Source organism: Marinobacter sp. (genome assembly GCF_039977835.1).
Taxonomy (GTDB): domain Bacteria; phylum Pseudomonadota; class Gammaproteobacteria; order Pseudomonadales; family Oleiphilaceae; genus Marinobacter.
Genome location: NZ_JBDWCL010000009.1, coordinates 56,537 through 69,992, shown reverse-complemented (window position 1 = coordinate 69,992; position 13,456 = coordinate 56,537). Strand labels below are relative to the sequence as shown.

Sequence of the window (13,456 nt, the reverse complement as noted above, 5' to 3'; positions counted from 1 at the left end):
GTGGCCCCAACGGGCCACTCGTCGCTCTCTATCCTGCTACCGAGTGCTGAGACTCCAAACCTTTCATGAGTTTAGAGGCTGTCACCGCACTTTCTGTCGTACTTCCATGTGACGAGAGAGGGTAAAACTCCTCCAAAACTTCAGTTATTTCATCCTCATCATACTCAAATAACGCGTTTCCAAATCCCTTGGCAGCCGCAGCATCCAGCGCCGACTGATCAATGCCCTCCTCTGCCACCTGCGCGGCCTTTTCCTTCGCCTCCGACACCGCTTCCTTCAGTGATAGCTCTTCTTTGATCACCAAGTCCACGTAATAAATTGGCGCTCGCCGACTCTGTGTAGTGCTTTTACCCCGCAACTTCAGTTCCAGCGGCATGTATGCCAATAAACCCCCAGAAACTGCCTGGTAGTAGCTCAGTCTGGCCGCCAGCGTCCGGATGCTGTTGTAACCCGTTGTGCGGAAGATAAAGGTGCCGAGATCATCGTCGTCACCGATCTTCACATTCAGTCGCCCATAGGGCTTGCACAGACCACCTTTGCCGAACTCGCACAGCGTTGGCCCTGGGCAAGGCAATGACTGTACACCGGATTGCGTCAGGCGCTTGCAGGTATGACCGTCACCCACACACATGGGACGTCCGCTCTTACGGTCAAACATGGTGTATTCAGCGCGCAGGTTGAGATCTGCCTCGTTGAACAGCATGCGTACCGGAATGGTTCGCAGCTTGCTAGTGGGAGCGTCCTTTCTCAGCTCTTCGTCCAGGGGGTGCAGTACCCAGCCGCCTTTTTCCTGGATCTGGGAGGTGATGGTGAATTGATCGTCTTTCTGCGGTAGCCGGATGCCGTTTTTCTCGATTACCCGGCCGATGCTAATTCGCCCCAGCACTGGGGGTGTGATGGCTAACCCTTTAATCATGATGCTTCTCCTGAAAAAGGCCAAGGGGTACGCGCTACCCGCGTGGCCATGGGACATTAGGCGTGGATGAGGAATCGCCGGCTACCCGGCTTGGTGAGGGGGTATTGCTCCAGCAACTCCGGCTGGTCTTTCAGTAGCTGCTTCACGTTCAGCCCAACGGAATCCTTACTCCGTTTCCAACTCACACTGCCACCGGGGAATGTGGCTTTGGATGCGTCACCCATTTGGCGCTGAATTCTTTGCTTCAGGTGGGATTCCGTCTGCTTCAGCGCTTCCAGCTCCGAGCGGATAGCAAGCAGCTCATTGAAGGCCGCCGATAGATCCTTGCTTTGGCTGAAGTCCAGGGTTTCGCCCTTGTCCACGGGGTAGAGATGGCGTAACGCCCGCTCAGCGGAATCGCTGCCGTCTACCGGTGGCGGTGTGTCCGTCTCCACGAAATCCCAGAACTGGCGTTCCAGGACATAAAGGGCCTCAATGAGCTCCTCATTTCGTTCGATTCGGTAGATTTTCAGCTCCTGGCCACACAACAACACGCACACATCCGCAGCTTGCTTGCCGGTTACGGCCAATTGGTGCTGTACCTGGCACTGGATGTAGTCCGGCACACCCTCTTTCCAGAGTCGCGAACCAAACTCGCCCGCTGTTTTGCATTCGAGGATCTGAACCTCATCCTCAGCCACCACGGAGTAATCCAGGTTGGCCAACATCCATTGCTTGTCCGGATCAGGGTGTTGCAAGACGGCGTTTACACGGCGAACCTTACGTCCCGTTTGCTGGCGGTACTGCTCAGCCACAATCGGTTCCAGGATATGGCCCCAGTAGACAGGGGATGCCGGATCGTCCGAATTGGGTTTAGGCAGGCCGGCATCGCGACCGGTTTTGACCATCCACAGCTCCAACTGCGACTGGTAAGGGTTCAGGCCCACTGCCGCAGCGGCATCACTACTTCCAATGCCTTGTTTGCGGACTTTCAGCCATTCGTCGCGGCTGAGACCCTTGGTTGAAACCAGTCGCAGCGCTGGCCGTTGCTTCGAAATGACGTTTGCGCTCATGCCCATGGTGTTTTCCTCCAGACATAAAAAAGCCCACCAGAGCACGAGGCTCCGGTGGGCTTTATGGCGGTTTTAGGGTTGTGAGAAGTGCTTCAGGCCACAAGTGACACGGCCTGTTCGAGGGCGCGGTTCTTAATGGCGGCACCGTTACCGAACCAGGCTGAATCAAGCCGGTGATCAACGCTTTTCGCACGGCGTTGATGGTCAATGAACTCGGTTACCGCGTTCAACAATCCGTAAGCCGTTCCCTCAGACGAAGCCAGCGAGGCACCCATGCCCTCACCCTCGTACAGAGAAAGGGCTTTGGCCATGGAGCGTTCGTTGGTTTTGCCAACGCCGGTACCGGAATCGTCCGTGAACACCTTCAGGAAGTAATTTCTGGCTTCGGTCGTTCTCACCCTCCGCTCGCTCAGGATTTTCAGGCGATACATGAAGTCATCCCAGGCGGAGACGGAGATGCCAAGCTGTTTCTTCACCAGGTCCGCATCGAACGCCGTGTTGTGCTTCACCTTCACTGCGTTTGCCGTGGAATCCTTCAAAGCAACAGCTAGGGTGTTGTTACACACCACCCGAATGCTGGTGAATTGAGCCGTCGTAGCCATCGTGCCGTCACAAGCCGTTGCCAGCAGGACATAGGCATTGGTTTGGTCGTTGCCCTTCAGCACGCCGGATTGACCGGTGCGGGCCAACGCCCACATTTTCCGGCCGCCTTTCAGTACGCCAGCCGTTTCCAGTTCGAAACCGGAAACCTCGGTGAGATCCCGGTAGAACTCCAGTATTTCTTCCGGCTGAACTACCTTAAAGCGATTACCGACGACCGATAGCGGCGCTTTGGTATCCGAGCGATACAGCACCTTCGAATCCGGGTAGGACAGGATCTCACCCAGGGTGCCACCGGAGTTGGTGACAAACCGGACGGGGCTCTCTTCGATCTGCCAATCCAGTCCCGCTTGCCTCGCCCAGACTTCCAGCGGTTGATTGGAGGTCAGTTCATTCCCCAGGCCATGCCAAGGGGTTTGGCCAACGTAGGCCATTTGCTCGATCAGATGGGCCATGAGGTTACTCCTTTGGGAATTGGGAGGGAGGATTACTGGAGTCTTCGTCTTCCGGGTCAGGTTCGATGCTGAACGAGTGACCGCACTCCAGGCAGCGGTAGTTATCGAGCACGACTTCATCCAGCACATCGCCCAGGATGATGCCAGCGGAGACACCGGTGACACCGCCCAGCAAACCGCCGATCACCGCACCACCGATACCACTCACCGGGCCAGCCATCGCTCCGACGACAGCACCGGTGCGAGCACCTGCAATTGCGGAGGCGTAGCCGCCATAAACGCCAGCGGCAGCGCCGACCACACCAGCCGCCTTCTTGCCGTAGTTGTTCTTGCCGATCCGGGTGGACAGGCATCTGGGGCATTGTTCGGACATGGGAATTACCTCTGTGAATTGGGAGAGAAGGCACCGTTGGTGCCTTGGTTCACAGAGGTGATATAGGTTTGAGACCGAGTGGAATGAAAGATCTAACGAGGGTGAGTTCTGTTCATTTACTGTCCGACTCCGAACGGATTGGGTTCCAGGAATGGACGGAGAAGAAATTCTAACCTAGGATCAACATGTTAAATCTACTTTTCGTTTCTTCCCCATCACCGAGTAAAGCATGAAAACACCTGAACCATTTCTCAAAGTCAGGGTACACGACGCTGCAGTTTCTCCAGGACTACTTGGGCTTTGCGTAGGTTACGAACTTGGAGAGTGGCGGACAGAGCAGCTTGCTGACCATGCAATGGAGTGGTTGCCAGAGTTTGCTCTGACACACAAAGAGCTAGAAGGAATGGATTCATCCAATATCGTTCGGCTGATGCGCCATGCAGCTGCAAACGTATACGCAACTGAAAAATTTCAAAAACGTGGGGAGTTCGGCGAACTATTTCTCCATGCCGCAGTACGTCAAGTTTTCGGGTCTCTCCCCGCAATAAGCAAAATTTATTACAAGACAGCCCGAAATGACACCGTCAAAGGATTTGATGCAGTGCATGTGGTTCCTGGAGAGGAAGGGTTAGAGCTCTGGCTAGGCGAGGTAAAATTCTATAAAGACATAAACCAAGCGATCAATGATGTCGTTCAGGAATTACACGACCACACACAGAGCAATTATTTAAAAGACGAATTTTTATTGATTACTGGCAAGATCGATGACGAGTGGCCTCATTCTCAAGAGTTAAAATCGTTGCTCTCTCCAAATACTTCGCTCGATGAAGTTTTCTCAAAAGCGGTTATCCCAGTACTCCTCACCTACGACAGTAAATGCGTTGGAGAATATGAAGCGTGTTCCTCCGAGTATTGTGCGCAATTTGAGGCGGAAGTTCGCCATCACTACGAAAAATTTGCAAAGCAAACACTGCCAAACGTAAGCATTGAGCTCTTCCTCATGCCACTTGGTGACAAGCAGTCACTCGTTACTTGCCTGCATCAAAAGCTGGAAGCTTGGAAAAACTTATGAATTACGACGAAATCGTAGAAGCACTCTCGAACCGGAATCACATTCAATCGAGTGGGTTCGAACTCCTTCATGAAATAAGCGCATACATCAATAATGACGCAGAAGAAACTGTAGCTCGAGAGTTGGTTCTTCGAGCACTTGACAAAAAAGATGCCTTTGGTGAATTTCGGCATATCTTAGACGCTTTCACGCGGCAAGTAGGCCTATTTCCATATTTGACTCGAGAAAATCTCAATATACGTGATCTAATCGCATATGAACTTCACAGACCAACAGACCAATCCGAAATTGTCTTCAACCGAGTGCAAGCGGAGGTCTTTCGACGATTAGATGTCGGCGAGAATGTAATTCTAAGCGCGCCAACCAGTTTTGGAAAAAGCCGCATTTTAGATGCAATTATATCAACCGGACGACACAAAAATATTGCTGTAGTCGTTCCGACAATAGCACTAATCGATGAAACTCGCCGCCGCTTAGCTGAAGCAAATTACGAACAAAAAATAGTTACTCAAGTTACACAAAGATCGTCAGAGTCGAATATTTTTGTTTTCACCGCTGAAAGGTTAATAGCTTATCCCGATCTCCCGCAAATAGACTTTTTTGTCATAGATGAATTCTACAAGATAGATAACCTTGAAGAAGACGACACAAGGACAGTGGCCTTAAATCAAGCCTTCTATCGATTATTCAAAGGAGGTGGCCAATTTTACTTGCTTGGCCCCTCTATCAGACAGATACCAACGGGCGTAGAAACACGCTTCAATTGCACCTTTATTCACACCGACTTTTCGACCGTAGTAACAGAGTTACACACAGTCGACGGCGAGGGAGATGATACTGAACGGCTTAAGAAGCTAGCCGAAGATATCTCCGGCCAGACGCTTATCTATTGTCAATCGCCAAAGCGAGCTAATGAAATTGTCGAGAGCTTAGTTGACTCCGGTATCAGTGCGTCGGAAAAAAGTTTCGATGACGAATATGAGTGGCTATCTAATCACTTCCACCCCGAATGGATTTTTCAGCGAGCTCTCAAGTTCGGTATTGGCTTGCACCATGGAAGATTGCCTAGGTCCTTAGGGCAATATATTGTTAGAGAATTTAATGAAGGTCACATAAAATTCTTGGTCTGCACGTCTACACTAATTGAGGGCGTAAACACTTCAGCAAAAAATGTTATCGTGGTCGACCGTAATATCGGTAACCAACCGTATAACTTTTTTACTTTTAACAACATTCGTGGGCGATCAGGACGAATGTTTCAGCACTTTATAGGTAATGTATATTTGTTTAACCAACCCCCTCAGGAGGAGCTGCCCCTAGTTGATTTCCCTGTTTTTACTCAAGGTGACAACGTCCCGGAGAGTCTTTTAATACAAATGGACGAAGTCGACCTAAACACTAAGTCGAAAAACCGGATTGCTGGATATCTTGATCAAAGCGTCCTACCAATCGACCTCTTAAAGATTAATAGCTCTATAGACCCAGCCGATCAAATAACGCTAGCTGAGCATTTATGGTCACTCAGTCCCGAGAAAACCAAGGATCTCATATGGAGTGGTCGTCCAGCATATAAAGAACTTGATACTGCGTGTAGACTAATTTGGCAGTTTTTAACATCAGGTCGAGGCAAAAGCGGTGTATTTTCCGGCCCACAGCTAACGTTTAAAGCTTGGGACCTAATGAAGGGAAAAAGCATTCGTGAACGAGTAGAAAACGAACTCATACCAGGCCAATATGCTGCCAAGAGTGCGAATGAGGCAGTGGAACGGATATTTTCTTTTGATAGAAACTGGGCTGGATTCGAACTCCCCAGGCTTTTAATGGCACTCTCAACTATCCAAGATCATGTGTTCACCGCTCGATTTTCACATAGCGGCGATTACAGCTATTTCGCCCACCAACTTGAGTGCCTATTCAGAAATCCCTCAGTAGTGGCAATGGAAGAGTACGGGCTACCTATTCAGATAGGTGAAAAGCTAACGAAGGCTCTCAGCTTAAGTGATGACTTGGACGAGGCTCTTGATCAAGTGCGTAAGCTCGAACCGAGCCAACTAACCTTTTTGTCCCGCTTTGAGCGAGATATGCTGCAAGATCTCCAAGCTGGGCTGTGAGCGCACTTCAATGTGTAATGAATTAATTAGCAAACTATCGTTAATAGGGTAAGCTAATTCAGTAAGAGCAAAAGGTAGATGAATGGTTCAGGTCGTCACTTTAAGAGATATTGCTAGAGAACGAATGAATACGTGCTCTGATCAGCTTGCACGAAAATTTCTTCGCTCCGTGAGGCCTATATTCGGAAGTACAAAGCATGGCGAACCGGAACATATCGGTAGTTGTGTTTTAGTGGAGTTCGGGGGAACAAAATACGTAGTTACTGCTGCGCACGTAATTGACAACAATGAACAGACAACGCTTTATGTAAGTGGCGAGAAAAATTTGGTTGAAATAGTGGGTGATTTCCTTGTTACTGAGCCTCCAAGTGGCCATAGAGGTAACGACAAACTGGATTTTGCAGTACACAAAGTGAGCGAGGATTTCGAAGCATCGCTTGGGCATTTGGATTACATCGATGAGAAAGAATGTCTTACTCATTCCCAAAGAGAGCCACAAAAATTCTGTCTAGCGTTGGGCTATCCCAACTCGAAAAACAAAAAGTTTGATCGGAACGCAAAAACTGTAAAAGAGGTCCCCTTTATCTATTCGTCGTTCCTCAAGCACGAGGCCGACCTTTTCTCCGCCGTTGGTGCAAGCGCTACGAGCCATTTACTCCTAGATTTCTGTGGTAAGTATTCTAAAGACGAGGAAGGTAACAAAGTCAACTCCTGGTCGCCGATAGGAGTCAGTGGAGGTGGTCTTTTTTCAATTAAGGGGTTAGATTTTGCTAGCATTCGTGCCGACAGTTGGTGCCAAGGTAAGCTGATCGGCATTTTCATTGAATTCCACAGAGCTCAGAAAGTGCTGGTGGCCGTTAAGCTCTCTACAATTTACGCAGCTCTAATAAATGCAGGCAAGGGACGCTTCTGACGTCACGCCTCTGCTGCGAGAAATATCACGAATTTGGGGGTATTTTTAGGGGTATATTTCTTAATCCGATTATTTTTATTCTATTTAATCAATACTTTACTGTCTTGCTCGAGTCCTGCCGGGGGTACCACCAAGCCCTCAGAACCGATATCTGAACCAACCCCCACCTGCCGAAAAAAGCTCTAAAGAACGCCCCTATTCTTAAAATATGTAAACTTCTGCCCCAGTTTCGATATGCTATTCTGTGTTAACAGCCCATACCCAGAACCCCCAAGGGATTATGTCAGATAACGCAAACAGGACTGCAATCTCCGCTTTGGAATTTCTCTCCGGTGGTGGCGAGATGGGTATGTTGATACGTCACCATGACTGGTGCGAGAGCCCCCTTGGCTCACCTCACCAGTGGCCCCAATCTCTTCGCACGGCCATGCGTATCATGCTTTACGTAGACCAACCTATGGTGATCTTGTGGGGCCGGGAAGCAGCGTGTCTTTATAACGATGCCTTCCGGCAAGCGCTTGGGCCCGAACAACACCCCCGCTCCCTGGGTCGGCCCGCACGAGAGGCATGGAAAGAGGCGTGGCCGCTCATCGGCAAAGACGTTGAACAGGTTATGAAGGGCCAGGGGGCCGCCCAACAACTCAGCTATAAGCTCCCCTATACCCTCAACGGCCAGCAGAAAGACGGTCATTGGACATTCAATCTTACTCCACTCGAGGAAGAAACTGCCCCCTTGGGTATTGGTGGTGTTGTTGCTTTCTGCACTGCAGCCACGGACCAAAAATGTATCCCGCCTGTGTTCCATCCCGAATTCGATCCTCTGAGGCAGATGTTCAACCGTGCCTCTGCTTTCATGGTTTATCTGAGTGGCCCGGAACATCGATACGAAATCGCCAATCCCAGCCATGCCCAGTTAATTGGTCATCGACCAGTGTTGGGCAAAACCATCCGGGAAGCCCTGCCGGATGCGGTTGAGCAGGGTTTTGAGGATATTCTGGATCAGGTATACGCTACCGGCACTGCCTACAGGGCAAAAAACACCAAGTATGGTGTACAGGTGACGCCCGGGGGGCCGGTTAATGAGCGCATCCTTAACTTTGTCTACCAACCCGTCTGGGGGCCGGACGGTAAAGTCAGCGGCATCTTCGCAGAGGGCACAGACGTCACCGATCAGGTTCAGACCCAGGAGGAGCTGGAACGGGTCAACCGGGAATTGGCTGACACACTGAAGCGCCAGAAAGCGATTGAGCGGCGGAAGAGTTTTCGTCTGAAATTAACGGACAGGCTGCGTTCGCTCGTTGATCCCGATGAGATTACGGCTGCGGCCACGACCTTATTAGGCCACTTTCTGGGCGTAACCCGGGTTTTCTATGGGGACGTTTCTAAGTCCGGAGAAATAGTAACGGTGAGGCCTGGGTGGACAAGACCGGGCGCAGTATCGATGGTTGGGGAAGAACTGCCGCTGGAAGAGTTTGGCCCGGTGGTGGCGGATCAGATTCGCGCCGGAGAGGTGTTTGTACTCGGAGACGTCTCGGCTGACGAGCGCTCTGCGGATTATGCCGGGGCATATCTGGAGAGGGACATCAAGGCAGTCCTGGCGGTCCCCGTCATGAAAGCCGGCTCGTTGCGGGTACTGTTGGGGCTTCATGACTCGGAAGTCCACCATTGGACCGCTGAGGAAGTTGCCTTGGCCGAAGACGTCGTAGACCGGACCTGGGCCGCTGTCGAATCTGCCCGTGCGCAGGCGGAACTTCGCCGCGAGCGGGACTACAGCCGATACATTCTGAACAGCATGACCGAAGGCTTTGCGGCGATATCCGTTGACTGGACGATGACCCACTTCAATGCCGAGGCAGAACGCATCAGCCAGCTGCGCGCTGCTGATGTGGTCGGCAGAAACCACTGGGAGATTTGGCCTGAGCAGCGAGGCACGGAAGTCGAAGAATTGTATGTCCGGGTCAGAGAGACCGGAAAACCGGCCATACTAGAATTCTCCCTTGGAACTCCCGACGGGAATCAGGGCTGGCTTGAGATAAGAGCGTACCCTGCCCTTGATGGTGGGCTTGCGGTCTTTTTCAGGGATATAACCGAGCGCAAACGGGCCGACGAAGAAATACGGCACGCGTCACTGCATGACCCATTAACGGATCTGCCAAACCGGGCCATGTTGTTCGAATATGCCGCCCATTTATTGCCACACAATCTGCGGACTTCGCAATGTGCTGCGGTACTGTTTCTTGATCTGGACCGTTTCAAGCCCATTAATGACACCCACGGGCACGACGTAGGCGACAAGGTGCTCAAGGAGCTATCCAGCAGGCTTACCCGCAGCCTGCGCGCCGAAGATCTGGTGGTCCGAATGGGCGGCGACGAGTTCGTGGTTCTGTTGCAGGATATCAGCACATCTGCCGATGCCGGCGAGCTCGCTCGTCATATCATCCGGAAAATCAACGAGCCTTATCAGGTGGAAGAGCTGGCCCTGTCTGTTTCAACCTCCATCGGTATCAGCATTTTCCCGCGGGATGGCGAAGACATCGATACCCTGGTGAGCCATGCCGATGCGGCGATGTATCAGGCCAAACAGGACGGCAGAAACAATTTCCAGTTCTATTCCTCAGCATTTACCGTCGGAATCAATCGACAGAACAGCATTGAACAGGAGCTGAAAATGGCGCTCCATAGGGATGCTTTTCACCTGTACTACCAACCCGTAATCGACATCCATACCCAGGAGGTGGTGAGTGTCGAGGCCCTGCTCCGGCTGGGTAACGAGGAGATAGGCCCAGAGCAATTCGTTCCTATTGCGGAGGCCACGGGCATTATAAATCCCATCGGGCGCTGGGTCCTTCAAGAGGCAATCCGCCAGTCCATTGCATGGACTGCCAACGGGCTGGCAGCCATTCCTATTGCGGTTAACGTCTCGGCTGTAGAATTCCGTGATCGGGACTTCATCGCCCACTTCGAGCAGCTCCTTCAGGAGCATGCCATCGACCCGACTATGTTGCAGTTGGAACTCACGGAAACCGCGGTAATGTACGATCTTGACGAGGCCATCGCTGTCCTGACGCGGCTCAGGGCCCTGGGCATTGCCATCTTACTGGATGATTTCGGGACCGGGCATTCCAGCCTGGCACACCTGACGCGCCTGCCGTTGGATAAAATCAAGATCGATAAGTCGTTTATCTTCCAGCTTGAGCAGGACACAAGCAGTCGTGTCGTTACGGATTCAATGCTGGCTCTTGGAAACACTCTGGGACTTGAAGTTGTTGCCGAAGGCATCGAAACGGCCGCAGCACTGGATTACCTGCGTTCCCGCGGTTGCAGGCAGGCACAAGGCTTCTTTTTCTGCCGGCCCATGTCGGGGGAGGATTTCGAATCCTGGCACAAGGCTCGAAGGATTGACTCAGCATAATCCATTACCCCGTTACCTGCTTTTTTCTCCTTACCGTACTAGCATTCATTAAAGGAATATTCGAATAACGACGTCGATTCTGGAGGGATCCACCATGACTACGATAACAACCACCAGCCGCCTGATAGTGGCGGCCCTGCTAGCAATTCTTCTTACTGGCTGCTTTGGCAAAACCCCCGATATTCACCTCACAGTGCTCTCCAGCGACCCGGACCAGGTCAGCGGCGAGGATGTGTTGGTCGGGCTGGCCGGCGACGATGCGGACAGTGTTACCGACATCGACCAACTCGAGTTCTGGCTGAACAACTCTGAGGTTCAGCCCACCATCCGGCGTGGGCGCAATGGCCCTGAAATCCTGGTCACCGGGCTGGTGGAAGGCGACAATCGCTTTGAGGTGCACCACGCGGAGTATGGCCCCCTCGATGCCCTGGCGCTCACCGCTTACCCCGTCACCGGCCCGATATTCTCTGGACCGCAGCAATATCCCTTCGTCTGCACCGTGACAACGGAACTGGGCAAGCAGCCACTTGTGGACACGGATGGCGACACCGGCTTTCCCGTACTGGACGAAAGCGGCAACCAGATTGGCCTGAGCAAGGATTGCTCGATCGAGCCTTTTGTCACCTTCCAGTACCGAACCACTGACGGAAACTGGGCTCCGTTGCCGGATGACGGCAGCCGCCCGGAGGACATGGCGACCACGGAGCTTACTGACGGGCGTACAGTGGACTTCATCGTCCGGCAGGAGCGCGGCACCATCAACCGCTTTATCTACAGCTTTGCTACCCTGGCAGAGCTGGGTGATGATCCCTGGGACGCTTCCACGGAGAACTGGAACGGCCGGCTATTGTTCCATTTCGATGGGGGCGTTGGTATTGGCCACTCCCAGGGGGACATCAGCAACAGCAGAGCGCTGCAGCCCAACACCCTTCAGAAGGGCTATGCCGTTATCTATTCCAGCGGCACCCGCACGAGCACCCACTACAATCTCCAGGTGGGCGGGGAAACCGCACTGATGGTGAAGGAGCACTTCGTGAAACGCTTCGGCGTACCGGACTACACGGTTGCCATTGGCGGTTCCGGCGGCGGCATCCAGCAATATGTCTACTCCCAGAATCATCCGGACCTGCTGGACGGCGGCGTGCCCCAGTATTCCTACCCGGACATGGTCACCCAGATCATCCACGTCGGCGACTGCGAACTGCTGGAGTACTACATGGATGCCACCGACCGGAACAATCCGAAGTGGCAAACCACCGCAAACCGCAGCCTGCTTGTCGGACTGAATTCCAACGACCGCTATCCGGATCCGTTTGCGGAAATCAAAACAATGCTTGGTTACAGCACCGCCCCGGGTATGACTGAATGTATTCCCGCCTGGCGTGGGCTGACTCCGCTGGTGATGAACCCGCATTTCGGCATGGCGGATAACCAGGAGTTGATGCAACCGGACGGCGTCATGAACGATGTGCGCTGGAGCCACTACTCGGATGCCAGAAACATCTACGGCGTGGACAGCAACGGCGCACCGCGCACCCTGTTTGATAACGTTGGCGTGCAGTATGGCCTGAAAGCCCTGAAGAACGGCAACCTGACCAAGGCTGAATTCCTCAAACTGAATGCCAGGGTGGGTGGCTGGAAACAGCCCTCGGAAATGGTTCAGGAAGGTTTTCCGTTTATCGGGTCGGTATCCGACGTTATGGCCGACCCCACGGTCTTCGACCCCTGGAGTTCGCGGAACATGAACCTCAGCCCGGACGGCGGCGATACTCCGGCTCCACGGACCCGGGGCGACCGTAAGGCCATCAAGGCGGCCTACACCTCGGGCCAGGTGTTCGATGGCCAACTGAACATGCCGGTGATCGACTGGCGGCATTACCTGGAGGAAGTGCTGAACATGCACAACAGCCATCAGTCTTTCTCAACCCGCCAGCGCATCATCAACCGGATGGGAAACGCGGGCAACCAGGTCATCTGGTTCACGGATGCTCGCCCCACCGACTATTCGGACCCTGCGGAGCCGGAACCCCGGGAAGAATTCAACCACACCTGGATGGCCCTGGAGGTACTGCATGAGTGGATTACCAACATCCAGCAAAACCCTGACCAGAGCATAGCAGACAACCGACCAGGCCTGGCGAGGGACGCGTGTTTCGAGACCAACGGTGACCTGATCGATTCCGGTGATGGCGTCTGGGACGGCATCCTGGACAATGGCCCGGCCGGTACCTGCACGGAGCGGTTCCCGACCTACACCACGTCCCGCATGGTTGCCGGCGGCCCGATTGAGGGAAGTGTCTTCCAGTGCAAATTGCTACCAGTGCCAGCGGCGCTTGCACGTGGCATCTATGGCAGCATCAACTTCAACAGACAGGAAATCAACCGTCTGAAAGAGATCTTCCCGAACGGAGTATGCGACTACAGCGCCCCTCGTAAGGGCCGACACGGTCGCTGAACCAACCACTCCAATGCCTTGACGAAGGGGCACCCATCTTGGGTGCCCTTTTTGCTGATGGCCCACTTTGTGCTTAGGCAAAGATAACCGTCAATTT

At 52.9% G+C, this 13,456-nt stretch carries 9 protein-coding genes; 5 read left to right on the top strand and 4 right to left on the bottom strand.

Annotated elements, in window-relative coordinates; genetic code table 11:
- Window positions 1-28: 28 nt before the first annotated feature.
- From ABJM11_RS04220 to ABJM11_RS04205, 4 genes are all read right to left on the bottom strand, one after another.
- Entirely contained in the window at window positions 29-916 is an 888-nt protein-coding gene (locus tag ABJM11_RS04220; protein WP_213476828.1) for a hydrolase or metal-binding protein, read from the bottom strand.
- Between the two features lie 56 nt (window positions 917-972).
- A complete protein-coding gene (locus ABJM11_RS04215; RefSeq protein ID WP_348293018.1) occupies window positions 973-1,974 on the bottom strand; it encodes a lambda-exonuclease family protein in 1,002 nt (333 codons plus the stop codon).
- Window positions 1,975-2,060: 86 nt separating this feature from the next.
- On the bottom strand, window positions 2,061-3,023 hold the full coding sequence (locus ABJM11_RS04210) for a DUF932 domain-containing protein (protein WP_348293016.1): 963 nt from the start codon (window positions 3,021-3,023) through the stop codon (window positions 2,061-2,063).
- A 4-nt stretch (window positions 3,024-3,027) separates the two neighbouring features.
- Window positions 3,028-3,396 carry a hypothetical protein gene (locus ABJM11_RS04205; RefSeq protein ID WP_213476825.1) on the bottom strand — a complete coding sequence of 123 codons (369 nt, stop codon included), beginning with the start codon at window positions 3,394-3,396 and terminating at the stop codon, window positions 3,028-3,030.
- 229 nt (window positions 3,397-3,625) lie between these two features.
- On the opposite strand from ABJM11_RS04205, the gene ABJM11_RS04200 reads away from it, so the two are divergent.
- The 5 genes from ABJM11_RS04200 to ABJM11_RS04180 all read left to right on the top strand — a co-directional run bounded on the left by ABJM11_RS04200 (window position 3,626) and on the right by ABJM11_RS04180 (window position 13,359).
- The gene (locus ABJM11_RS04200; protein ID WP_213476824.1) at window positions 3,626-4,468 is read left to right on the top strand and encodes a DUF1837 domain-containing protein; all 843 of its coding nucleotides are present in this window, start codon (window positions 3,626-3,628) and stop codon (window positions 4,466-4,468) included.
- Window positions 4,465-6,579 carry a helicase-related protein gene (locus tag ABJM11_RS04195; RefSeq protein ID WP_213476823.1) on the top strand — a complete coding sequence of 705 codons (2,115 nt, stop codon included), beginning with the start codon at window positions 4,465-4,467 and terminating at the stop codon, window positions 6,577-6,579. Before ABJM11_RS04200 ends, ABJM11_RS04195 begins: the two co-directional genes overlap by 4 nt.
- Before the next feature lie 82 nt (window positions 6,580-6,661).
- Complete coding sequence (locus ABJM11_RS04190; protein WP_213476822.1) at window positions 6,662-7,492, top strand: trypsin-like serine protease; 831 nt, start codon at window positions 6,662-6,664, stop codon at window positions 7,490-7,492.
- 343 nt (window positions 7,493-7,835) lie between these two features.
- The gene (locus ABJM11_RS04185; protein ID WP_348300279.1) at window positions 7,836-10,904 is read left to right on the top strand and encodes an EAL domain-containing protein; all 3,069 of its coding nucleotides are present in this window, start codon (window positions 7,836-7,838) and stop codon (window positions 10,902-10,904) included.
- Window positions 10,905-10,998: 94 nt separating this feature from the next.
- The gene (locus ABJM11_RS04180) at window positions 10,999-13,359 is read left to right on the top strand and encodes a DUF6351 family protein (RefSeq protein WP_348293014.1); all 2,361 of its coding nucleotides are present in this window, start codon (window positions 10,999-11,001) and stop codon (window positions 13,357-13,359) included.
- The last annotated feature ends 97 nt before the right edge of the window (window positions 13,360-13,456 follow it).

Bases quoted from the DNA above. Each gene is read 5' to 3' on its own strand.
- ABJM11_RS04220 (WP_213476828.1), bottom strand. From the start codon at position 916: ATGATTAAAGGGTTAGCCATCACACCCCCAGTGCTGGGGCGAATTAGC.
- ABJM11_RS04215 (WP_348293018.1), bottom strand. From the start codon at position 1,974: ATGGGCATGAGCGCAAACGTCATTTCGAAGCAACGGCCAGCGCTGCGA.
- ABJM11_RS04210 (WP_348293016.1), bottom strand. From the start codon at position 3,023: ATGGCCCATCTGATCGAGCAAATGGCCTACGTTGGCCAAACCCCTTGG.
- ABJM11_RS04205 (WP_213476825.1), bottom strand. From the start codon at position 3,396: ATGTCCGAACAATGCCCCAGATGCCTGTCCACCCGGATCGGCAAGAAC.
- ABJM11_RS04200 (WP_213476824.1), top strand. From the start codon at position 3,626: ATGAAAACACCTGAACCATTTCTCAAAGTCAGGGTACACGACGCTGCA.
- ABJM11_RS04195 (WP_213476823.1), top strand. From the start codon at position 4,465: ATGAATTACGACGAAATCGTAGAAGCACTCTCGAACCGGAATCACATT.
- ABJM11_RS04190 (WP_213476822.1), top strand. From the start codon at position 6,662: ATGGTTCAGGTCGTCACTTTAAGAGATATTGCTAGAGAACGAATGAAT.
- ABJM11_RS04185 (WP_348300279.1), top strand. From the start codon at position 7,836: ATGGGTATGTTGATACGTCACCATGACTGGTGCGAGAGCCCCCTTGGC.
- ABJM11_RS04180 (WP_348293014.1), top strand. From the start codon at position 10,999: ATGACTACGATAACAACCACCAGCCGCCTGATAGTGGCGGCCCTGCTA.